The organism is Rothia sp. HMSC061C12, assembly GCF_001815755.1.
Lineage (GTDB): Bacteria > Actinomycetota > Actinomycetes > Actinomycetales > Micrococcaceae > Rothia > Rothia mucilaginosa.
Genome location: NZ_KV821872.1, coordinates 137,630 through 160,684, shown reverse-complemented (window position 1 = coordinate 160,684; position 23,055 = coordinate 137,630). Strand labels below are relative to the sequence as shown.

18 protein-coding genes are annotated in these 23,055 nt (G+C 60.1%); 15 read left to right on the top strand and 3 right to left on the bottom strand.

Going from position 1 to position 23,055, the window contains the following annotated elements; all coding sequences use genetic code 11:
- Window positions 1–57: 57 nt before the first annotated feature.
- A complete protein-coding gene (locus HMPREF3055_RS06870) occupies window positions 58–891 on the bottom strand; it encodes a GntR family transcriptional regulator (RefSeq protein WP_049341501.1) in 834 nt (277 codons plus the stop codon).
- A gap of 80 nt (window positions 892–971) precedes the next feature.
- On the opposite strand from HMPREF3055_RS06870, the gene HMPREF3055_RS06865 reads away from it, so the two are divergent.
- The 3 genes from HMPREF3055_RS06865 (at window position 972) to HMPREF3055_RS06855 (ending at window position 3,628) form a co-directional block, all read left to right on the top strand.
- Window positions 972–1,847, top strand: coding sequence for an exodeoxyribonuclease III (locus HMPREF3055_RS06865; RefSeq protein ID WP_005506814.1), 876 nt, complete (start codon window positions 972–974; stop codon window positions 1,845–1,847).
- Window positions 1,848–1,933: 86 nt separating this feature from the next.
- Window positions 1,934–2,998 carry a tryptophan--tRNA ligase gene (gene trpS, locus HMPREF3055_RS06860; RefSeq protein ID WP_049338682.1) on the top strand — a complete coding sequence of 355 codons (1,065 nt, stop codon included), beginning with the start codon at window positions 1,934–1,936 and terminating at the stop codon, window positions 2,996–2,998.
- A gap of 51 nt (window positions 2,999–3,049) precedes the next feature.
- Window positions 3,050–3,628, top strand: coding sequence for a 2'-5' RNA ligase family protein (locus HMPREF3055_RS06855; protein WP_005506816.1), 579 nt, complete (start codon window positions 3,050–3,052; stop codon window positions 3,626–3,628).
- A gap of 104 nt (window positions 3,629–3,732) precedes the next feature.
- Here the strand turns inward: HMPREF3055_RS06855 and HMPREF3055_RS06850 are convergent, their stop codons facing one another.
- Both HMPREF3055_RS06850 and HMPREF3055_RS06845 read right to left on the bottom strand, forming a co-directional pair.
- The gene (locus HMPREF3055_RS06850; RefSeq protein WP_371326331.1) at window positions 3,733–5,145 is read right to left on the bottom strand and encodes a hypothetical protein; all 1,413 of its coding nucleotides are present in this window, start codon (window positions 5,143–5,145) and stop codon (window positions 3,733–3,735) included.
- 285 nt (window positions 5,146–5,430) lie between these two features.
- Window positions 5,431–6,540: a mannose-1-phosphate guanylyltransferase gene (locus HMPREF3055_RS06845; protein ID WP_049356077.1), complete on the bottom strand. Its 1,110-nt coding sequence runs from the start codon at window positions 6,538–6,540 to the stop codon at window positions 5,431–5,433.
- A 346-nt stretch (window positions 6,541–6,886) separates the two neighbouring features.
- Here HMPREF3055_RS06845 and sdhC point away from each other — a divergent pair, with 346 nt between their 5' ends.
- From sdhC to HMPREF3055_RS06785, 12 genes are all read left to right on the top strand, one after another.
- On the top strand, window positions 6,887–7,345 hold the full coding sequence (sdhC, locus tag HMPREF3055_RS06840; protein ID WP_005506819.1) for a succinate dehydrogenase, cytochrome b556 subunit: 459 nt from the start codon (window positions 6,887–6,889) through the stop codon (window positions 7,343–7,345).
- A 3-nt stretch (window positions 7,346–7,348) separates the two neighbouring features.
- The gene (locus tag HMPREF3055_RS06835; RefSeq protein WP_005506820.1) at window positions 7,349–7,834 is read left to right on the top strand and encodes a succinate dehydrogenase hydrophobic membrane anchor subunit; all 486 of its coding nucleotides are present in this window, start codon (window positions 7,349–7,351) and stop codon (window positions 7,832–7,834) included.
- 51 nt (window positions 7,835–7,885) lie between these two features.
- Window positions 7,886–9,649, top strand: coding sequence for a succinate dehydrogenase flavoprotein subunit (gene sdhA, locus HMPREF3055_RS06830; RefSeq protein WP_049338687.1), 1,764 nt, complete (start codon window positions 7,886–7,888; stop codon window positions 9,647–9,649).
- A 1-nt stretch (window position 9,650) separates the two neighbouring features.
- Window positions 9,651–10,439: a succinate dehydrogenase iron-sulfur subunit gene (locus tag HMPREF3055_RS06825; RefSeq protein ID WP_005508960.1), complete on the top strand. Its 789-nt coding sequence runs from the start codon at window positions 9,651–9,653 to the stop codon at window positions 10,437–10,439.
- A gap of 242 nt (window positions 10,440–10,681) precedes the next feature.
- Window positions 10,682–11,932: an amidohydrolase gene (locus tag HMPREF3055_RS06820; RefSeq protein ID WP_049352135.1), complete on the top strand. Its 1,251-nt coding sequence runs from the start codon at window positions 10,682–10,684 to the stop codon at window positions 11,930–11,932.
- 248 nt (window positions 11,933–12,180) lie between these two features.
- Window positions 12,181–15,939, top strand: coding sequence for an ornithinee aminotransferase (locus HMPREF3055_RS06815; RefSeq protein ID WP_070738666.1), 3,759 nt, complete (start codon window positions 12,181–12,183; stop codon window positions 15,937–15,939).
- Window positions 15,940–16,027: 88 nt separating this feature from the next.
- A complete protein-coding gene (locus HMPREF3055_RS06810) occupies window positions 16,028–16,774 on the top strand; it encodes a nucleoside triphosphate pyrophosphohydrolase (RefSeq protein ID WP_044150737.1) in 747 nt (248 codons plus the stop codon).
- A 371-nt stretch (window positions 16,775–17,145) separates the two neighbouring features.
- Window positions 17,146–18,426 carry a phosphopyruvate hydratase gene (gene eno / locus HMPREF3055_RS06805; RefSeq protein ID WP_049341512.1) on the top strand — a complete coding sequence of 427 codons (1,281 nt, stop codon included), beginning with the start codon at window positions 17,146–17,148 and terminating at the stop codon, window positions 18,424–18,426.
- Between the two features lie 223 nt (window positions 18,427–18,649).
- Window positions 18,650–19,294: a septum formation initiator family protein gene (locus HMPREF3055_RS06800; protein WP_070634180.1), complete on the top strand. Its 645-nt coding sequence runs from the start codon at window positions 18,650–18,652 to the stop codon at window positions 19,292–19,294.
- 84 nt (window positions 19,295–19,378) lie between these two features.
- The gene (locus HMPREF3055_RS06795) at window positions 19,379–19,978 is read left to right on the top strand and encodes a DUF501 domain-containing protein (RefSeq protein WP_049341514.1); all 600 of its coding nucleotides are present in this window, start codon (window positions 19,379–19,381) and stop codon (window positions 19,976–19,978) included.
- 152 nt (window positions 19,979–20,130) lie between these two features.
- Entirely contained in the window at window positions 20,131–21,084 is a 954-nt protein-coding gene (locus HMPREF3055_RS06790) for a Ppx/GppA phosphatase family protein (RefSeq protein WP_049352120.1), read from the top strand.
- Window positions 21,085–21,147: 63 nt separating this feature from the next.
- Window positions 21,148–22,752, top strand: a complete 1,605-nt coding sequence (locus HMPREF3055_RS06785; protein ID WP_070738664.1) for a S8 family peptidase — start codon at window positions 21,148–21,150, stop codon at window positions 22,750–22,752.
- Window positions 22,753–23,055 lie beyond the last annotated feature (303 nt).

Sequence of the window (23,055 nt, the reverse complement as noted above, 5' to 3'; positions counted from 1 at the left end):
GATTGTTCTACCGGGGCACCGCCCTTCACACTGTCATCACAATCGAAAAGGCAGATGCTAGAGAATCATCTCGTAGAAGTAAGCATCGGCAAGGTACAGGGTCTCTGCGTACTCGACGGGGCTACCTTCTTCGGTGTAGCCGGTCGCGCAGACCTTGAACGCCGCCTCGCCCACGGGAACCTGGTGGTTGAACGCCTCGGCGTCGGCGTCGGTGAAGAGCGCCGCGCTGGTGCGTACGCGGGCGTGCTTAATGGCGTTGGGGGTGTCGGCAAGCTGGTCGAAGGAGCTTGAAGCGCCGGACATTTCCGCCATCATGGCGTCCAGGATGCTGCTTGCGGCGGCCTTGACAAAGTAGGAACGCTCAAAGCCAATGACTTCGTGGTTGGCAAGACGCAGACGACGCACGAACAGCACCTGCTCGCCCACCGGCACGGATAGGTGGGTGGAAATCTCTTCGGTGGCGTCCACCCAGCGGGTCGCAATCATGCGGGTGGAGCCCTCAAAACCGCGGCGGCGCATATCGTCAACGAAGGTGTCCACGCGCGGAATGTAAGTGGCGTCGGTGCGCTCGGCAACGTAGGTGCCGGAGCCCTGCACGTTGTAGAGCAGGCCGCGTTCAATCAGAACCTTCAGGGCGCTACGAACCGTCTGGCGGCTCACCCCAAAGTTCTGCTGAATCATGCGTTCGGTGGGCAGCTTATCGCCGGGCTTGCCGGGAATAATGTAGCGCTGCTCAATGTAGTGGATGACCTGCTCGTACTTCGGGCCGGGAATCGGGGGTAACTCGTAGCGGCTCTCAGCGTTGTGAGCGGTACTTTCGGATGCGGTGGTGCCCGCAGAATGTGAGGGGGCACCGTGGTCGGTGGTATGTGAGGAGTGTGAATTCATCACCCAATAGTTTACCGTTCAGCCAGAGAAAAAACGCGCACGAGTGAAAATTTCTCTTCCCTCAAACTGGCATAATTAAGACTATGCATTTTTCTAACACCCCTGCACCGCGCCCGAGCGGTCTGCTTCGCGTGGCGAGCGTGAATGTGAACGGTATCCGAGCCGCCTACAAGAAGGATATGGCGGCGTGGTTGGCGAGCCGTGACATCGACATTCTCTGCCTGCAGGAGGTGCGCGCCCCCGACGCTATCGTGCGTGAGCTGCTGGACGAATCCCAGTGGCATATTCTGCACGCGGAGGCGGCAGCGAAGGGGCGCGCCGGTGTGCTGGTGGCGACCCGCCGCACCCCCAACTCTGCCGGTGAAGTCCTGGAGAACCAGCCGGTCGCGACCCGCTCGAATATTGGCGAAGAGTACTTTGACGATTCGGGCCGCTGGGTTGAGGCGGACTACGTTCTGCCCAACGGCAAAACCCTGACCGTGGTCAGCGCCTACGTTCACTCCGGCGAGGTCGGCACTCAGAAGCAGGACGATAAGTACCGCTTCCTGGAGCGCATGCTGGTGCGCATGCCTGAACTGGCAAAGCACTCGGACCACGTGCTCATCGTGGGCGATTTGAACGTGGGCCACACCGAGCTGGACATTAAGAACTGGAAGGCTAACCAGAAGCGTGCCGGCTTCCTGCCGGAGGAACGCGCCTACTTTGACCGCTTCTTCGGCGATATCGGCTACCGCGATGTGGCTCGTGAGCTGGCGGGTCAGGTGCCCGGCCCCTACACCTGGTGGTCTTACCGCGGTAAGGCGTTCGATAATGACGCTGGCTGGCGTATCGACTACCACATGGCGACCCCGGCGCTCGCCGAAAGCGCCGTGGAAGCGGTCGTGGACCGTGCGGCAAGCTACGATGAGCGTTTCAGCGATCACGCGCCGCTCGTGGTTGACTACCGCATCGGTGAGTAAGACGCGGACCCACCTACAGATAAGTTTTTGAAGATGTGCTGCACCGTCCGCAGCACCGCACAGGAAGAACTGCACAGGAAATAACTATGGCAGACGAAAAGAAGCAGGATAAGTCCCTCATCCCTAACGCCTCTCAGCAGAAGGCACGTATCTATTCGGGTGCGCAGCCGTCGGCTGATTCGATGCACCTGGGTAACTACATTGGTGCTGTGAACAACTGGGTGGCGTTGCAGGACGACCCGAATAACGAATGCCTGTTCTTTATCCCGGATATGCACGCCATCACCGTTCCTCAGAATCCCGAGGAGCTGCGTGAGCGTACCCGCCTGACCGCGGCGCAGTACATCGCCTCCGGTATTGACCCGACCCGCACCCCGCTGTTCGTGCAGTCGCACGTGCCCGAGCACGCCCAGCTGGCGTGGATTCTGAACTGCTTCACCGGCTTCGGTGAGGCCTCCCGTATGACCCAGTTCAAGGACAAGTCCCAGAAGCAGGGTGCCGAGAACGCCTCCGTGGGTCTATTCACCTACCCGATTCTGATGGCTGCCGACATCCTGCTCTACCAGGTGGACGGCGTGCCCGTGGGCGAGGACCAGCGTCAGCACCTGGAGCTGACCCGTAACCTGGCTCAGCGCTTCAACTCCCGTTTCGGTGAGACCTTCGTGGTACCCGAGCCGGTGATTCTGAAGGAAACCGCTAAGATTTACGACCTGCAGGACCCGACCTCGAAGATGTCCAAGTCTGCAGCCACCGACAAGGGCCTGATCAAGCTTCTGGACACCCCCAAGACAACCCAGAAGAAGATTAAGTCCGCCGTGACTGATGACGGCTCCGTCATCGCCTACGACCGCGAGGCTAAGCCCGGCGTCTCCAACCTGCTCTCCATCTACTCAGCAATGACCGGCGAGAGCATCGACGAGATCGTGGCACGCTACGAGGGTAAGATGTACGGCCACCTGAAGGTTGACCTTGCCGATATCGTGGTGGAGCGCCTCACCCCGGTGCGTGAGCGTACCCTCGAGCTGATGGACGACCCCGCCGAGCTGGACCGCCTGCTGGCTGTGGGTGCATCCGCTGCCCGCGAGATCGCTACGGTCACCATTGAGAACGTGTACAAGAAGGTTGGCTTCCTGCCTGCCGCAGCAATCTAGCGCGCTGTTCAGCCAGTCCGGCTGAGACGCCGCATTACCTGCACGATTGAGATGACAGCACAAGAGAACTCTTCGAGCCCCACGACGGCTCCTGTATCCCCGACCCTGAAACCCGGTCGCCGCTACCTGAGCGTTATTGCGCACGTGAGCGGTGAGAATGTTCAGCGCCTGGAAGAGTGGAAGCGCGCGGTAGCCGGTGGTGCGGTGGCGCCTATCAGCACCCACGTGACCGTGTACCTGACGGAGCTGAACGAGTCTCTAATGGCTGAGGTGCAGTCCCCGCAGCTCCGCGAGGCGCTGGACACGCCGCGTTTTGAGGCGCGCTGGGGTTCGGTGCACTCCTTCCGCCCGGTCACCGAGGTGGAGTACCTGAACCTGGAGGCGGGTAGGGCCGAGTTCGAGCAGATTCACCAGAAGCTGGTTGAGCTATTCGGTGCCGGCGCGGCGTCCTTCCCCTACGTGCCGCACGTGACCCTGGGTCACGGGCTCACGGAAGAGCAGGTGGCGAACGCCCGTGAGGTGTTTGATGCTCTGCCTGCCGAGCAGCGCACCTTCACCGTGGATCACCTGCACTGCTACTCCTATGACGGGCAGGACTGGGAAGAGATTAGCGTTCTGCCGCTGCGTTAGGAGCTGGCGTATAAGCCTGGAATACGTAACGAGAGATGCGACCGATAAGCTATCGGTCGCATCTCTCTTTACGTTTTCGCTAGGTTTATTTCAGCGTGAGAGCCCTAGTGGGAGTGGCCCTCATGAGCCTTACCGGACTCGTGCGCGTCAGCCGAAGCCGAGGAGGAAGCAGCGCCGTGTGCCTCAGAGCCGTGTGCCTCAGCCTCAACCGGTGCAGCGTTCGAGGAGGAGACACCCAGGATCTCGTTCGGGGTCTTCGGAAGCTCCACGCTCATCAGCTCCTTCGGTGCTGCCGGGTTCGACAGGGACACCGCAATGAGCTTCTTGGTCGCCGGGTCGGTCACGTAGGCGGTCTTACCGTCCACCCACAGTGCCGGACGCTCGTCCTGCCACGTCTCAGACTCGGTCCACGCCTCCATGAGCTGTACGGAGCCGAGCTCGGCACCGGTCGCCGGATCGAAGACGCGCAGCTTACCGTCGGTGGTCAGCAGTAGCGCCTCACCCTGGGGGCCGCGAGCCAGCGAACGGAAGGTGTAGCTCACGCCAGAAGGCAGGGAGTAGACGGTGCGGGTTGCCGCAACGGTGTCGATAATGGAGAACTTCTCGGGGCGCTCCAGCTTAGCGTCCTTGTCGGTCTTGTAGTCCGCCAGAACGTACTGGGAGTCAGCCTTACCGGCCTGGTTACCCGAGCGCGAGTACGGGTCCTCGGGATTGGTGATCTTGGTGAACTTGCCGTCCTTGTAGACCAGCGCGCCGTCGGTGCAACCGATGGAGAACGCGCCGTCCTTGGCGATAGCTTCACCGTGAACGCCGGGGCAGGCGGGGCTCTCGGTGACGGTCTTGCCCTGAGCATCCACAACAGCGGCACCGGTGCGGGTCTTCGAGTCGCCGACCGCTACCAGGTACTGGTCGTTGGGCAGCGGGATTGCGAAGCCGTGGTGCGGCTTCGGCAGGGTGACGGTGGTGGTCTCCAGGGAGGAGGCGGTGCGCTTGTCATGGGTCAGCTTCGCCGGATCGTACACGGCGAAGGAGCCGGTGCCGTCAGCGAATGCCGCGACCTTGCCGTTGTCCTTGATGACGTGACCGGTGTGGTCAGCCGCCAGAGACAGCGAAGACAGCGACGGGGAAGTGGTGTAGTAGTGCGAGTGGTCGCCGTGCGCTACGGACCATACGCCGGTGTCCAGGAAGGTGTAGCTGTTGCCGTCTGCAACGACGAGGTGGCGGTTATCGCCAGCGTCGGAGAGGCGCAGGAAGCCTTCCTTGGGGATGTCTGCGAGCAGCTTCATGTCCTTGGCATCATAGACGAGCACGCCACCGTCGTAGGTGATGGCGACGCGACTTGCCGCGCCCTTGCCTTCGGTGATGGGGGCGGGGGTTGCGCTCGCGGAGGTGGAGGCGCTGGGGCTGGTCTGTGTATTCTGGCCGGTCTGGGTGGTCTGGGAGCCGCATGCGGTCAGGGCGAGGGCGGCTACTGCGCCGAGTGCGCCGGCGCGGGTGAGGAAAAACTTACGGGTCATGTGCATGCACCAAGACTAACATGAGAATGGTTCTCTATAGTGGTTGATCCTTGGCTCGTATCAGAGTCTGGAAGCGCAACCCACGCCGGGTGCGTAAGGCATTCCGAACCCCGCCCAGCCGCAGGGAGCATCCTTCCGCGCCCCACTAGGCAAAAGCCCTGAAACCGCCCGCAAAATGACCCATTAGGGCAAAAGAAAACCGGCTCCCTTCCGAAAAGAAGAGAGCCGATTTCTAGAGGTATCTTTTGCTCGAGTAAGGCTCATGTACCTGCTCAGGGCCAGAATTTAGAGGAGGTTGTTCAGGCCTCGTGCCTTGACCTCGCCCACAGCATCCTTGACGGCCTGTGCCTTGGAGCGCGGTGCGACCAACAGGGCATCGGGGGTATCCACCACAACGATGTCGTCGAGACCAATGATGGAGATCTTACGCTCGGTGTTTGCAACAACGATGCCGGAGCAACCGTGGTTAATCACGTTATCCTTCTCGCCGAGAATGGTCAGCTCTTCGCCGCTCTTCTCGGTGTTCAGGCGCGCCACGGCGTCGAAGTCTCCAACGTCGTCCCAGCTGAAGGAGCCGGGAACCATTGCGACGTCACCTGCTGCCGCTGCGGGCTCAGCCACAGCGTAGTCGATAGCGGTCTTCGGCAGGGTCTCCCACACGCGGTCCATAACAGCCTCACGCTCGGGGGTGTCCCAAGCATTAGCGATCTCCATAATGCCTGCGTATAGCTCGGGCTCGTTCGCCTCGAGGTGCTTGAGCATCAGGGCTGCCGGCGCCACGAACATGCCTGCGTTCCAGGTGTACTCACCGGAATCCAGGTACTTCTGTGCGGTAGCGGTGTCCGGCTTTTCCACGAAGGTGTCCACGGCGTGAGCATTGGGAGCGCCTTCGATGCCCAGGGACTCGCTGGCGTGAATGTAGCCAAACGCGCTGGAGGGCTCGGTGGGAGTAATGCCGATGGTGACAATCTTGCCGGTTGCCGCGGTGATGACAGCTTCGGTCACCACACGGTGGAACTCGTCCACCGGGCTGATCACGTGGTCAGCTGCGAAGGAGCCGATGATGGCGTCCGGTTCGCGGCGGTGGATGATAGCGCAAGCCAGGCCGATAGCTGCAGCCGAATCCTTGGGGGAGGGCTCCAGTACCAGGTCAGCGGCACGCAGTTCAGGAATCTGCTGGGTAACCGCATTGGCGTGCGAAGTGCCGGTAACTACCATGACGGAACCGTTGCTGAGATCGATGAGACGGTCGTAGGTGTCACGCAACAGGGAATTGCCCGACGAGGTGAGGTCGAGTAGGAATTTCGGGGCGTGCGCGCGGGATAGGGGCCACAAACGCGAGCCAACACCGCCGGCAGGAATAAGCGGGCGGAATCGAGTGAGTGCAGTATTCATCGCTTCAAGAATAGCGGGTGAATTTGTCATATATCGAATTCTTTTAGGTTTTAACAAAAAAGTGTCAGGCGGCTCTCATTTAGGCGATGTTTGAGGTTAGGTTAAGGTAAGTCCCGCACAAACACAGGGAAGTAGGCGATATGGTAATAAAAACATGCTCTAATTCGCTTTTGGAACCTGTAAAAAAACCCTAAACAGGGTGTCAGTAAGCTGTGAATTTACCTGATATCTTGGAAGTAACAGACGAACAAAAGCAGTCGGTGAGCACACAGTCATGCCCGGAAGCTGAGGATCACAATGACCCATCAGAACCCGGAAGCTCGCCGTCGCAGCAGGAGGTTATTCAGTGTTGAATGGTTCTAAAGGAACCCTCTACCGCGGCCGCTGGGGCATGTGGTCCTGGGTTGCTCATCGCATTACCGGTATCGCGATTTTCTTCTTCCTTCTTGTACACATCCTAGATACTGCCGTCGTGCGTATCTCCCCGGAGGCCTACAACGGTGTACTGAGCCTGTACAAGAACCCCATCATGGGCCTGGGTGAGACCGCGCTTGTCGCCGCCATCGTCTACCACGCGTTCAACGGTATTCGCATTATCCTCATTGACTTCTGGGGTAAGGCAACCAACTCGCACGTGGAGCACATTCAGGCGAAGAACAAGGACGGCAACGTCGAAATCAGCCAGAAGGCAACCTACACGCACATCAAGATTCTCTGGGTTGTGCTTTTCCTCTGGGCAATTACCGTTGCGGGCTTCGCAGCGCGTCACCTGCCGATCGTTTTCTCGCACATGGGAGGTCACTAAACTATGGCTACTCCGCTTAAGCCCCGCACCTATGTACCCCGTCTGCGTGACAACCGCATCGACGGTGTGAAGTACAACCGCTCCTCCTCCAAGCGCAACAACTTTGAGATGTTCGCTTGGCTGGGTATGCGCCTGTCCGGCGTCGTACTCGTCGTGCTGATTTTCGGCCACCTGTTCTCCAACCTCATGGTCGGCGACGGCATCCACGCCATCGACTTCGGCTTCGTGGGCGGCAAGTGGGCGAACCCCTTCTGGCAGGTCTGGGATCTGCTGCTGCTCTGGCTGGCTATGCTGCACGGTGCTAACGGCATCCGCGTCATCATCGATGACTACGCAGAGAAGGACCGCCTGCGCGTTTGGCTGAAGGTGATCCTCTTCGCAGCATGCGCATTCGTCCTGCTGGTTGGTACCCTCACCATCTTCGCGTTCGACCCCTGCCCCTCCGGTGCAGCGGCTGAACTGCTCCCCAGCTTCTGCTCGGCACGCTAACGGCGACGTATCCGAGACAAACGAAAACATCTAAAACACAGAAAGAACATCATGCAGGTACATAAGTACGATGTAGTGATCGTCGGTGCCGGTGGCGCAGGTATGCGTGCCGCCATTGAGGCCGGCCAGCGAGTTCGCACCGCGGTACTGACCAAGCTATACCCCACCCGCTCCCATACCGGTGCGGCACAGGGTGGCATGTGCGCCGCTCTGGCTAACGTTGAAGAGGACAACTGGGAGTGGCACACCTTTGACACCGTCAAGGGTGGCGACTACCTGGTCGACCAGGACGCAGCAGAAATCATGGCTAAGGAAGCTATTGACGCTGTGCTCGACCTGGAAAAGATGGGTCTTCCCTTCAACCGAACCCCCGAAGGCCGCATTGACCAGCGCCGCTTCGGCGGTCACACCCGTGACCACGGTAAGGCTGCTGTGCGCCGCGCATGCTACGCAGCTGACCGTACCGGCCACATGATTCTGCAGACCCTCTACCAGAACTGCGTTCGTCACAATGTGGAGTTCTACAACGAGTTCTACGTTCTCGACCTGATTCTGGTCAAGGACGAAGAGGGTAAGCCCCGCCCCGCCGGCGTCGTCTCCTACGACCTGGCAACCGGCGAGGTCCACGTCTTCCAGGCTAAGTCCGTGATCTTCGCATCCGGCGGCTGTGGCAAGATTTTCAAGACCACCTCCAACGCACACACCCTCACCGGTGACGGCATGGCTATCGCACTGCGTGCAGGCCTGCCCCTGGAGGACATGGAATTCGTTCAGTTCCACCCGACCGGCCTGGCTGGCCTGGGCATTCTCGTCACCGAGGGTGCTCGTGGTGAAGGCGGTATTCTCCGTAATGCTGACGGTGAGCGCTTCATGGAGCGCTACGCACCCACCATTAAGGACCTCGCACCCCGCGATATCGTGGCACGTGCAATGGCAAACGAGGTGCGCGAAGGCCGCGGTTGCGGTCCCCACAAGGACTACGTGCTGCTGGACCTGACCCACCTGGAGCCCTCCCACATCGACGAGAAGCTGCCGGACATTACCGAGTTCGCTCGTACCTACCTGGCAGTGGAACCGCACCACCAGCCCATCCCGGTGTTCCCCACCGCGCACTACGCAATGGGCGGTATCCCCACCAACAACGAGACCGAGGTCTACCACAACAGCAAGGAGACCATCCCCGGCCTCTACGCAGCTGGTGAGGTTGCTTGCGTGTCCGTCCACGGTGCAAACCGTCTGGGCACCAACTCCCTGCTGGACATCAACGTGTTCGGTAAGCGTGCAGGCCGCAAGGCAGCAGAGTACGCAGCATCCGCTGAGTTTGTACCGGTTCCGGACGACGCAGCAGATCGCGTTCTCAACATGCTCAACGGCATCCTCGAAGGTAAGGGCACCGAGAAGGTCGGCGCTATCCGCGCAGACCTGCAGAAGGCTATGGAAGCTGACATGCAGGTGTTCCGTACCGACGAGACCATCCGCGCAGCACTGGCAACTATTGCTGAACTGGAAGAGCGCTACAAGAACATCGCCATCCAGGACAAGGGCAAGCGCTTCAACCTCGACCTGCTCGAGGCTGTTGAGCTCGGCTTCCTGATTGAGCTGGCAAAGGTCATGTCCGTTGGTGCACTGCACCGTAAGGAATCCCGTGGTGGTCACTACCGCGAGGACTTCCCCAAGCGTGACGACGTTAACTTCATGAAGCACTCGATGGTCTACCTCGACCCCGAATCCGAGTTTGAGGGTGTCAAGGGTCTGCGATTCGAAACCAAGCCCGTTGTCTACACCCGCTACGAGCCGAAGGAGCGTAAGTACTAAAATGGCTGAAAACGAACTCCCCGAACCGGAATCCGTCAAGCTGTTTGAGGGTATGACCGGCGGCGACTCCGACTCCATCCCCACCTACGATGTGGTCATCAAGATTCGTCGCTACAACCCGGAAGTTTCCTCCGAGGCGTACTGGGATGAATTCCCGCTGACCATGTACCGCACCGACCGCGTGCTGGATGCTCTACACAAGATCAAGTGGGAAGTAGACGGCTCCGTCTCCTTCCGCCGCTCCTGTGCACACGGCATCTGCGGCTCGGACGCAATGCGCATCAACGGCCGTAACCGCCTGGCTTGCAAGACCCTGCTGAAGGACCTTGACCTGACCAAGCCGATTACCGTTGAGCCCATCAAGGGTCTGCCCTGCGAAAAGGACCTCATCGTTGACATGGAGCCCTTCTTCCAGGCATACCGCGAGATTATGCCGTTCTTCATCAACGACTCGAACGAGCCTGAGCGTGAGCGCCTGCAGACCATTGAGGACCGTGCACGTTTCGATGACACCACCAAGTGCATCCTCTGCGCAGCATGTACCTCGTCCTGCCCGGTCTTCTGGACCGACGGTCAGTACTTCGGCCCCTCCGCTATCGTGAACGCACACCGCTTCATCTTCGACTCGCGCGATGACGCAGGCGACCTGCGTCTGGAGATCCTCAACGACAAGGAAGGCGTATGGCGTTGCCGTACCACCTTCAACTGCACCGAGGCTTGCCCCCGTGGCATCCAGATTACCAAGGCTATTGCCGAGGTGAAGCAGGCAATCCTGAGCCGCTCGCTCTAATCTGAGTACGCGGTATCAGCTGATACAGCATTGACGATTCAAGCCGTCACCCACACCGGGTGGCGGCTTGAGTCGTTTAACAAAAAAGGCCGGCAACAAAATCGTGGGGCAGAGCATTTTCGGGGCTTCGGCGGGTGGGAGTATTCTTCACAATCTGTCATAAAGTCATAGATATTCTCGAGTGCTGTCAGAAAGGGACAGCGGGTAGGTAAACCCCGGCGGGCGGCGTTATTCTACTGTGTATGGTTTTCGCTAATTCTCGCTACGATTTGTCCACCCCCGTCTTCGACGACTGGGTGGAGCGCACGATGGGTACCCTCGTGCAGTTCCGCCGCGAAGTGCACGCCAACCCGGAACTTTCCTTCCGCGAAATCGCAACCACTGAGCGCCTCATGAACCGACTGCGAGAAGCCGGCATGAACCCCGTCGCCTGCGAAGGCACCGGCTGCTACGTCGATATCGGAAGCGGCCCCTTCGCCGTGGCTCTGCGCGCCGATATTGATGCTCTGCCCATTGTTGAGCAGACCGGTCTGCCCTACGCCTCCACCGTACCCGGCGTGATGCACGCCTGCGGTCACGATATTCACCAGACCGTCATGCTCGGCGTGGCTCTGGCACTGCACGAGCTGAACGAGAAGACCCCGCTGGGCCGTAGCGTCCGTATTCTCTTCCAGCCCGCTGAGGAGCAGCTTCCCGGTGGCGCCGTGCAGATGATTGCTCAGGGTCTGCTCAAGGACATTCCGCGTGCCTTTGCCCTGCACTGCGACCCGAAGGTGGACCTGGGCCAGATTGGTACCCGTATCGGTGCGATTACTAGCGCATCCGACACCATCAAGATTCACCTGAGCGGTCACGGCGGCCACACTTCTCGCCCGCACCTGACCGAAGACCTCATCTACGCGATGAGCCAGATTGCTGTGCAGGTTCCCGCCGTGCTGACCCGCCGCACCGACGTACGTTCGGGCGTGCTGGTTGCCTGGGGTCAGGTCAGTGCCGGTGTTGCTCCCAACGCTATCCCCGCCGAGGGCTACCTGGCGGGCACCATGCGTTGCCTGGACGTTGAGGTATGGCGTCAGGCAGGCAACATGCTGGACGAAGTGATTGAGCAGGTCGCCGTACCCTTCGGCGTGACCGCGCGCGTGGAGCACATCCGCGGTGTGCCGCCGGTCGTGAACACCGACCTGGAAACCACCATGCTGGAGAACGCGGCTCGCGCCGAGCTGGGCGAAGACTCGATTGTGCTGGTTGAACAGTCCATGGGCGGAGAAGACTTCGCCTGGATGCTACAGGAAGTTCCCGGCTCCATGTTCCGTCTGGGTACCCGCGCCCCCGGCGACCCCACCTACGATTTGCATCAGGGTGATTACGCCCCGAGCGAGCAGGCGATCGGTATTGGTGTGCGTGTTATGGCGGCAACCGCGCTACGCGCCGTCCGTTTTGAGCTGGCGAAGGCGGCGAAGGCTGCAAACCCCATTCGCGATGAGGCACGCTAAAGAGCTTTTCGAAAGCTTATTCTGCAGTCTTGAAGGCGCGACTCTATAGCCGCATTAAGCCTTGAAAAGTGTAGAAGTTTCACCCCGTTACCTCTCACCGAGTAGCGGGGTGAAACTCTATGCACGCGATAGAATTAAAAGGATTATGAGGACATTTGCGTCATGTTTCCGACCCCGTGCCCACACACCTGCGGGGGATGAAGGAGGCGGCGCATCATCACACGGCGCACGCCGGAGGAGGACACCCAATGAGCTTCTTTGGAATCGGCAAGAAGAAGTTGGATGAGCAGTCGCGCGAAGAACAGAGCGCCGAAACTGCTAAGGTCCAGAAGGAACAGGTAAGCGAAGACGCTCCCAAGAATGCGCGACTGAGCCAGAAGATTATGGAACAGCAGCAGTGGGAGGACTCCCTGCGCCGCTTCGTGAAGTCTGAAAGCACACGCCACCAGAACCACGATGAAGAGCAGAACGAAGAGCACCGCGCTGTTGAGGACCTCAAGCGCGCCCTCTTGCACGGCGATGAGAAGGTTGAAGAATCTTCCGCTACTGATGAGCTGACTGAGGATCAGGCTGAGGAACAGGAGCGTCGTAGCCTGCTGGCTGCGCTTGGTGCTTTCCCTCAGGAATCTGAAGAGCCTGTTGAGGTCGAGCAGGTAGCTCAGGCCCAGGACGTTGAAGAAGATGAAGCCCCGGTTGCTGAGGCTGCTCAGCCGGCTACCCCCGCGTTCCTGCGCGATGACGAAGAGTCTGCAACTGAGGACGCATCTGTCGAGGAGCAGGAGCCTAAGGACGCTGCAGAGGATGCACGTTCCCATTTTGAGGAGCACCTGCGTGCTCTGCGTGCTCAGAACACCGAAGATGCTGCCTCTGAGGATACTGCCGTTGAGGATGCGGAGGCCGATGCAGATACTGCAGGCGAGGCAGAGGGCCGCGAAGAGCTTGAGGCTGTTGTAGAAGCTTCCGAGAACAAGGCTGAGAACGCTCATTCTGTATCTGAAGCTGAGGAAATTCATACCGTTGAAGATATGAAGGCAGCCCGCACCCATGCCGCCGTGACCGAGGCGCAGAACGCCGGTCTGGACGATCTGGCGGCAGCCTACGCGGCACGCCTGGGCATCACCTTGGACAGCGAAGAGGAGACCTTTGTAGAGGTTGCTTCCGATGAGGCGATCGCTGAGGAAACTGCTGCTGACAAGGCAACTACTGAGGCACCTGAGCCCGCTGAAGCTACTGAATCTGTTGAGGACACCGATGTGTCTGAGGTATCCGCAACTGTTGCTGAGACTGCTGAAGACTTCGAATCCGAGGAGACCGTTGACCTCACCGCAGGTGAAGAAGAAGTTGTAGAGCCTGCTACCGCTACTGAGGAAGAGCCGATTGAGGCTGTCGTTGAGGCGCCTGAGCTGCTGGCATCTGAACTTACTGAGGAAGAAAACGCGGTCTCTGATGAGACCGAGCTGCTCTCCGCCGTATCCGTTGAGGAGAAGCATGACGTGTCCGTCTCTGAAGCGCCCGCGGCTAAGGACTTCGACGCTGAAGAAGAGAACACCGCAGAGCTGATCTTTGACGCCTCCGCTGTTGCTGCCCCCGTAGTTGCTGCAGCTGCCGTTGCCTCTACCGCAAAGACCGAAAAGGCTGAAAAGGCTGAGGAGAAGACCGAAAAGGGTACCTCTCAGAGCGTCGCGCTGACCGCAGAGGGCATCGATAAGAAGGAAGCAGAGAAGCACGAGTCTGCTGCTCGTGATGACTCCACTGAGGAGCCCGTTGCTGAGTTGAAGGAAACTGAGCAGAAGCTCAGCGAAGACGAAGCTGAACTGGTTGCCGAATCCATCATCCTGAGCGAGCCCGTTGAGGGCGCGGCAACCCTGCCCGCGCTCCCCGAGCAGCGTGCTCTCCACGGCCTTGCGGAGCTTATGCGCACCCGCGGTTCGGGCACCATGAGCCTGGAACTGCGCCAGGTTGATGAGGATATGCACTACCGTCTGCTGCACCGCGGCCGTGAGGTTGAAACCGGCATTGTCGTGCCCGGTGTTGACTGGTTTGCACCCGTTGCGGCACTGTACACCGAGGCTCAGCAGGTCGGCGCAACCTGGAACCGTGCGGCTGTCTCTTTGAAGCCGCGCCTGGGTGATGGCCTGGAGGTTCACGCATCGTACCTGGGTGCTGTGGATGGTCAGACTATTAGCGAGAGCTTCCTGCTGGAAGGTGCCGCTGTTGAGGCTAAGCCCGTTGCGACCGCTGAGGCCGCTGAGGCTACCTCGCAGGATGAGCCTCAGGAAGCTGCTGTTCAGAGTGTTGACCCGGTTGAGGCTGAACGTGAGGCTATCGAGCGTGAGCTGGAGGCTGAACTCGCTGAGAAGCAGGCTGCGAACGAGGCTGAGGCAGCTGCCGAAGCTGCTGAAGAGCCTGTAGTTGAGACTGCTGAAGAGGGTGCCTCCGCGGGTCTGCTGACTGCTGCAGGTCTTGCCGCTGCCGGTACTGCTGTGGCTGGTTCTGCCGCTTCTGCGCAGGAGAAGGAAGACGTAGAGGAGGCTGTTGAAGCTTCTGCCCAGCCTGCCGCCCAGCCTGCCCAGGCTGAGTTTGCGCCGGTTGAAGCTGAGTTCGAGCACGATTACGAGAACGACCCGGTCTTCGGTGCCGCTACCGTAGAGCCCGAAACCGAGCATGCTGAAGAATCTGCCGCTGAGGCATCCGAGGTATCTGCCGAGGACTCTGTAGAGACCGGCGAAGATATGGAAGCCGCCCTGGCTGCCATCGTTGCCAACGCTCAGAAGAAGCTGGACGCTGAGGAAGCAACAGCCCCCGCAGTTGCTGAGGAAGCACCCGCTGAGGAAGTTTCGGCTGAGGAAGTTTTGGCTGCCGAGGAGCAGAAGGCTGCCGCTCCCGTGGTTGCTGAGTCCTTCACCCTGGACCGCACCCAGCCCGTTGAAGAAGCTGCAGATGAGCCGATCGCAGAGAGCTCCGAAGAGCCCGCCCTGCCCGCGTTCTTGGACGACTCTGAACTGCTGCCTGAGAAGGAAACCTCCGCCGCTTCCGCTGAAGCGCCCGCCGAGGAACCTGCCCTCGTAGACGTTGAGCCTGCCGCTGAGAGCGCATCTGTGGCTCCCGGCCTGGCTGGTGCTCTTGCCGCAGCTGCCGCAGTGGGCACCGCCGGCGCCGCTACGAAGGCTGCCGAGGCAAAGGCATCTGAGGCGAAGGCTACCGGCGCTCAGGAAGAGCCCGCTGAGAAGGCCGCTGAGCTCAAGACCGTTGAGGTGGCCCCCGCGGCTAAGATTGCTGAGGCTCCCGTAGCGGTTGCACCCGCCTCCGAGGCTACCGATCAGACTGCCCCGGCAGCACCGGCAGCAGAGGTAGCAGAGGCGGCACCCGCCTCCGAGGCGACCACCCCGGTTGCCCTGCCGGAGAGCACCCCGGCAGGTATCTCCTCCAGCATCTCGGCATCCGCGCTGAGCGAGCTCAACCAGCTACCCACCATCGTGGCTGAGCCGGACACCCCCTCCGCCGCGGTGCAGAGCCCGCTGGTTCCCTCGGAGACTCAGCTGGCAGCCGGCAACCTGGTTCTGACCGAGGCTCAGGTCGCTCAGCGTCTGGCGCCGGTTGTCGAGCACCTCTTCGGCGAGAACGGCACCGCAAAGGATGCCACCACCGTGCTGATTCGTGTACGTGCCCTCGGCTCCTACTACGACGCCCTGACCCACGTGCGCCGCAACGGTTTCTGGGAGCAGGTCCGTACCTTCGAGCTGATTCCCGAAACCCTGCTGGACATCCCGGCGCTGAAGACCGACTCGTACAGCGAGGGCGAGGGCTCGCCGCTGGCTATGAGCCTGACCTTCACCCCGGGCGTGCCGGTTCAGGCGGCATTCGATTATGCGAATGAGCAGGCGTTTGTCACCTACCCGCGTCCGCTGGATGCTGAGCGTTACGTTGAGGAGCTGCGCATGTTCCCGCGTCTGGGTTCGAAGATCCCGGCTCATATGACGAGCGCGCTTTCGCACTGGAACCTCTAAAACCTTGTAAGGTGTGCCGCGCCGGCTCCCCGTGTGGGGGTCGGCGCGGCGTGCTATGTTTGTCATTTTTTCGATGAGGAAGATTGTTATGACTGATACCCCTAATACTCCTGAGGCTTCTGCGGCGCAGAACGTTCAGGACACTGCTGCCCGCGCGGCTGAAGCTTTTGGCGCCCTGGTGGAAACCATGGCGCTGCTGCGTGCACCGGGCGGTTGCCCGTGGGATGCTGAGCAGACTCATGCCTCCCTAATCCGCTACCTGGTGGAGGAAGCCTACGAGGTTGTCGAGGCGGTAGAAACCGGTGGAGAGCCGAATATGCCGCTGTTGCGTGAGGAACTGGGCGACGTGCTGCTGCAGGTGGTGTTCCATTCCGATATTGCTGCGGCAAACCCGCAGGGCTTCGACATCGTGCAGGTGGTTGAGGGCCTGGTGCAGAAGCTTCGTTCGCGCCACCCGGACGTGTTCACGGCTGAGTCTGAGGGCTCTTCGGAGGCGCCCCGCACCGCAGCTGAGCAGCAGGCGGCGTGGGATGCGTTGAAGAAGAAGGAGAAGAGCGACCGTGGCGCGCTGGACGGTATTCCGCCGCATCTGCCGGCGCTCGCTATGGCTGAGAAGACTGCTGTGAAGGCACGTAAGGCGGGTATTATTCTGCCGCCGGAGCCTACGAGCATGGAGGACGACCTGCGCTATATGCACACTGAAGAGGAATTCGGTGAGTTGCTCTTTGCGTTGGTGAGCCGCGCACAGCGTAATGGTTTGGATCCGGAGCGTGCCCTGCGTTCGTACACTCGCCGCTATATTGCTCAGCATACGCATGATGAGCCGAGCTATTAGAAACGCTGGTTGAGTTCTTCTGTGAGGCGCTTTGAAATCTGTTCTCTGAGGGAATAAGAGATTTCAAAGCGCCTTCTGTTTGTTTGGGGTTGTGTTGGGCGGCCGTGAGTATGCTCGTGGCACATGCCCCGGCATTTGGGCTCATGTTGTGCTTTGGTCGAGTACCCACACCCTCCCAATGTGGGGGAGTGTGGGTCTTGTTCCGCTTTGTAGCGCCTGACTAAGGGTTATTGAAACCTTCATTAAGGCAATAAAAAAGCGGTGGCAACTAGTGTGTTTGTGTGGGAGTTTTGCTAGAATTTAGGGGACGCGACTTGTCCACTACCGGGTGAGCCGTTCACATCCTTGACATCTCATAAGGAGAACAATTCATGGCTGTTATTACCGCAGTTCACGCACGCCAGATCCTGGATTCCCGTGGCAACCCGACCGTTGAGGTTGAGGTTCTGCTCGAAGACGGTGCTTTCGCACGCGCAGCTGTGCCCTCGGGCGCATCCACCGGTGAGTGGGAAGCTGTTGAGCGCCGCGATGGCGACAAGTCCGTATACCTGGGCAAGGGTGTTCTGGGCGCAGTGAAGTCTGTTATCGAAGAAATCGCTGAAGAGGTCATCGGCATTGAGGCTTCCGACCAGCGCGCTGTTGACGCAGCCATGATTGCTCTGGATGCAACCAACAACAAGGGCAAGCTGGGCGCAAACGCAATCCTGGGTGTCTCCCTGGCTGTTGCTAAGGCAGCTGCTGAGTCCGCTGATCTGCCCCTGTACAAGTACCTCGGCGGCCCGAACGCTCACGTTCTGCCCGTCCCCATGATGAACATCCTCAACGGTGGTTCTCACGCAGACTCCAACGTTGACATCCAGGAGTTCATGATTGCTCCCATCGGCTTCGACAACTACTCTGACGCTCTGCGTGCAGGTGTTGAGGTTTACCACTCCCTGAAGTCCGTGCTGCACGACCGCGGCCTGGCAACCGGTCTGGGCGACGAGGGTGGCTTCGCACCCAACCTGGAGTCCAACGCAGCTGCACTGGACCTGATTGTTGAGGCAATCGAGAAGGCCGGCTACAAGCCGGGCGAGCAGGTTGCACTGGCTCTGGACGTTGCATCCTCCGAGTTCTACAACGACGGCGCTTACGAGTTCGAGGGCCAGAAGAAGTCCGCAGCTGAGATGAGCGCATACTACGCTGACCTCGTTGCAAAGTACCCCCTGGTTTCCATCGAGGATCCCCTGGATGAGAACGACTGGGAGGGCTACAAGACCCTGACCGAGCAGATCGGTGACAAGGTCCAGATCGTTGGTGACGACCTGTTCGTGACCAACCCCGAGCGCCTGGCTCGCGGTATCGAGGAGGGCGCAGCTAACGCTCTGCTCGTGAAGGTGAACCAGATTGGTTCGCTGACCGAGACCCTGGACGCAATGGAGCTGGCTCAGCGCCACGAGTACCGTTGCATGGTTTCTCACCGTTCCGGTGAGACCGAGGACGTCACCATCGCTGACCTGGCTGTTGCAACCAACGCTGGCCAGATCAAGACCGGTGCTCCCGCACGTTCCGAGCGCGTTGCTAAGTACAACCAGCTGTTGCGCATTGAGGAAGAGCTGGGCGACGCAGCTGTTTACGCTGGCAAGTCCGCATTCCCCCGCTTCAAGGCATAAGTTACTGAAGCATCCGACCGCGTGAGCGGTTAGACGTCAGGGAGGCGGTGCTACCCCGTAGGGGAGTGGCACCGCCTCCCTCTCTGTGTGCGGTCTATCAGCTCAGGTATGCCGTGGCAGGGTAGAATGTATCGCTTGCAACATAGAGCTGGGGAAGCCCTCTGAACCCGGTAGAATATGAAGGAAGCGCTTAGCGGTACAGAATGGAACGAGGGATTGAGTAATGAGCCAGCGAGCAAACCAGCAGACCCGGTCGCACTCTCAGAGTTCCACCGAACCCGCTCAGGGCGCTGCCTCCTCCAACGCGCCGCGTGGCGCCGCTAAGGAAGCCCGCACCTCCCTGTTGAAAAAGGCTAGCGCCCTTTTCTTCGGCGTGGGCTTGAACCAGCGCCATCCCGAGCGTGAACGTCAGGCGCAGGCTCGCCGTGAGGAACGTGCCCGCCGCCGTGCCGCTGCCCAGCAGGGCCGTGAAGAGGGCGGATACGACGCCCCCGTGGCGGCTCATATGTTCTCCGGCCGTAGCTTCCTGACCGCTGTTGTGGTGGGCGTGATTGCGCTCGGTACCGCATACCCGGTGGTCACCTACTTTGACCAGGACCGGGAAATCAAGCAGATTAACGCGCACATTTCTCAGCTGCAGCAGGAGAACGCCCAGCTGAAGGCGGAGCAGACCTGGTGGAACGACGACAACTACGTTCGTCAGCAGGCACGTAGCCGCCTCTACTATGTGAACCCCGGCGATACCCCCTACGTGGTCACCGGCATTACCGAGGACTCCACGAAGGCTGACGGTACTTCTGCGAATGCGAAGAACGCCCCCGAGGACGCCTGGACCACAAAGATCTGGGATTCTCTCGAAAAGAACTAGCCCCAGCTGCCGGCAGCAACCCTGCACGTGCAGACACCCGGCACAAGTGGACGAGGCGACCCCTCGTTCCAGAAACTTAGGATTATGAGCACCGAAAACACCATTGAAGAGCTGAAGGCACGCACCCCCGGCGGCTTCGGCGTAACTGTTGAAACCCTGACCCCCACCGAGCAGGACATCCGCGTCCTTTCCGCGCAGCTGGGCCGTAAGGTCCGCGACGTGATTGAGATTCCGGCGCGCTGCGTGTGCGGCAACCCGCTCGTGGCTGCTACCGCGCCGCGTCTGAGCAACGGCACCCCCTTCCCGACCGTGTTCTACCTGGCGCATCCGGTTATTACCGCTGCGGCTTCCCGTCTGGAGGCGGGCGGCCTGATGTACGAGATGACCGACTCTCTGGCTGAGGATGCAGACCTTGCGGCACAGTACGCTGCCGCGCACGAGAACTACCTGGCTGAGCGTGAGCGCATCCGCCTGATCAGCGGCACTGAAGAGGTCCCGGAGATTGACGGCATCTCTGCCGGCGGTATGCCGACCCGCGTGAAGTGCCTGCACGCCGTTATCGGCCACACCCTGTCTGTGGGTCGCGGCGTGAACCCGATGGGTGACCGCGGCCTGGACGCTATCGCCGAGTGGTGGACCCCCGAGGTCTGCTCTTGCGACCCCGCGTGGCGTGAAGAAGCCTAAATATTGATTCTGGTGCGCCCGCATCGTCTTGAAGGACGGTGCGGGCGCATAATAGATAGAAGAAAGAGCGCCGAAAAGCGAAAATTTTTCGCCTGCGGCGCTCGCGTTGCCTTTGGCACTGATTGGTATTGAAGACCTGAAAGGAACCCACCGTGCGCGTTGGTGCGATTGACTGCGGTACGAACTCTATTCGCCTGCTGATTGCTGATTCCACTACTGAGGTGGTGGACGGGGTCGAGAAGACCGTCCTGAAGGACGTTGTGCGTGAGATGCGCATTGTGCGTCTGGGGCAGGGCGTGGACGCGACCGGCTGGCTGGCGCAGGAGGCGCTGGACCGTACTTTCGCTGCGGCGCGTGAGTATGCGCAGCTGCTGAAGGAGCACGGCGCTGATTCGGTGCGTTTCGTGGCGACTAGTGCGACCCGTGATGCGGGTAACCGTCAGGTGTTTGTGGACGGTATCCGCGAGATTTTGGGTATTGAGCCCGAGGTCATTAGCGGGGACGAAGAAGCAGCGCTGTCCTTCGCGGGTGCGGTGCGCGCTGTCGGCTACGGTGATGGCGATACCCTGGTGTTCGACCTGGGTGGCGGTTCGACTGAGTTCGTGCTCGGCGACGAGTCGGGTGTGAAGGCTTCCCGCAGCGTCAATATTGGTTGTGTGCGCCTGACTGAGCGTCACATGATGAGCGCCCCGTCGACTGACTCGCAGATTGCCCGCGTTGAGGCTGATACTGACGAGGCTCTCGAGGTGGCACGTAAGACTGTGCCCCTGCAGGATGCGCGCCGCGTGGTGGCTGTGGCTGGTACCGCAACCACTGTGGCTGCTGCCGCGCTGGGTCTGGACCGTTATGACTCTGAAGCTATTAACGCTCAGAGCTTCTCCGTAGAGACCGTTCAGAAGACCGCCCGCTGGTTGGCTTCGCTGAACCGTACCGAGCGTGAGGAGCTCGGTTACATGCACCCCGGCCGGGTGGATGTGATTGGTGCTGGCGCGACGATTTACGCCCGCATCCTGACCCGTCTGAATGAGATGACTGATGGTGCCGTGGATTCGGTGACCGTCAGCGAGCATGACATTCTGGACGGTATCGCTCTGTCCCAGCTGTAGGCTTGAGCGCTCGCGCCGTGAACCGATGGTGGTTCACGGCGCGGCTCAGCTTGAGGAGTTTTAATGGTTCGTTCTGAGCGTCGGCGAGGTATACCCCTGACCGGCTGGTCTGTTGCGCCGTCTTTCGCCTGTGCGTCTCGTGTATTTGGTGTGCGCGCCTCGGTTGGTTCTGACCGAGGCGCTACTCGCCGCATCCGTAAGGGTGCAGCTTTGGGGGCCAGTGCTGCGTTGACTCTTCTGCCGTTGTGGACCCCGCTGGCGCCTGCCGCTTGGGCGACGGATCCGACCCCTTCCGCTTCTGCGTCGCCGAGCCCGAAGAGGGAGGTGACGGCGACTCCTTCGCCGTCGGCTACTGCGGTGCCGAAGACTTCTGCGACTCCGAGTAAGGGTACGTCGACCACGAATGGTGATGATGTCCGTCAGCGTGAGTACTGGCTGAAGGAGTACGGCATTACGTCCTTGTGGTCGCAGGCTACGGGTAAGGGCGTGACGGTTGCTGTGATTGATACGGGCGTGGACGGTACCCACCCGGATCTTGAGGGTAATGTTCTGCGCGGTTATGACGCCTCGGGTGTTGGTAGCGAGGACGGCTGGAAGGGCCTGGGCGCTGAGCCGATGCACGGCACGGAGGTCGCTTCTCTGATCGCCGGTCACGGTCACGATACGCGGGGCTATTCTGCAATTGCAGGTCAGCCGGGTAAGCCGACCGGTGTGATTGGTGTAGCTCCCGAGGCGAAAATTCTGCCGATTTCGCTGAATATGGGTACGACCGGCGGTAAGAGTATTGATGAGCAGATCCCGGCGGCGGTGCGTTATGCAGTCGACCATGGGGCTCAGATTATTAACATGTCGATTGGCTCGAATAAGACGAGCTGGCCGCAGAGCTGGGATGAGGCGTTTGCCTACGCTGAGCAGAAGGGCGTGCTGATTGTTGCGGCTGCGGGTAACCGCGGTAGCGGCTTGACGCAGGTTGGTGCTCCGGCGACAATTCCTGGCGTGTTGACGGTTGGTGGTATTGACCGGAAGAAGGCTGTTGCTGAGGGCTCGTCGACTCAGGGCATTTCGATTGCTGTGGTTGCTCCGAGTACGGATATGATTGCGGCTGCTCCGGGTAACGGGTACATGATTTGGTCTGGTTCTTCGGCTGCTGCGCCCTTGGTGACGGGTGTTGCGGCGTTGTTGAAGCAGAAGTATCCGAAGGAGTCTGCGGCTCAGTTGGCTCAGCGTTTGATTGCTTCGGCTGATGATGCTGGCGTGACGGGCCGTGACCCTTTGTATGGTTACGGTATTTTCAATCCGCAGGATGCAATGGCTTTGGCGGCGCCTACGGTGACGGCTAATCCGTTGGGTTCTATTTCTGAGTGGATTGCGGTGCATCGTAAGCGGCAGGTGAGCGATCCGACTCCTAGCGATGCTGCGCCGGTCCATGAGGAGGGTGAGAGCATTGTGAAGGCGGCGGCGCCGGATGCGCGTCGCCCTCCGGAGGATCGTGGCTGGTTGCCACCGGTGATTTTGGCGGCGCTGGTGTTGTGGCTGACGATTATTACGGCTGGTTCTGTGCATCGTTTGCACAGGATGCATGTGAGCGCGGGGCAGGCTGCGCGGATGGCTCGTGCGGCGGCGCATCATCCGGGGTCTCATCGGGGTACTCGCCGGACCTCTCGTTAGTACTGTTTGATGACGTTTTTCTGTTGTACAGTGGCTTTTCTGTTCGCCCGGGGCTGACTTTTGAGTTGGCCCCGGGCTTTATTGTTTGGGTTGGGGGTTCTGGCAGGATAAGCAGTAATAAACGAAAATATCGAACACGCCGCGTAAAAATCAGAAAGGGTGTTTTTGACCGTAACCACCATTAAGGGGTGAACCCCGTTCAGATGCGCAAAACTTTTAACTTAGGGTGCGCTCTGATGCGGCATAGGTGCGAAATCACCTAAACAAAGGCGTAAAATAGAAGACGACAGGTATGTGATAGAC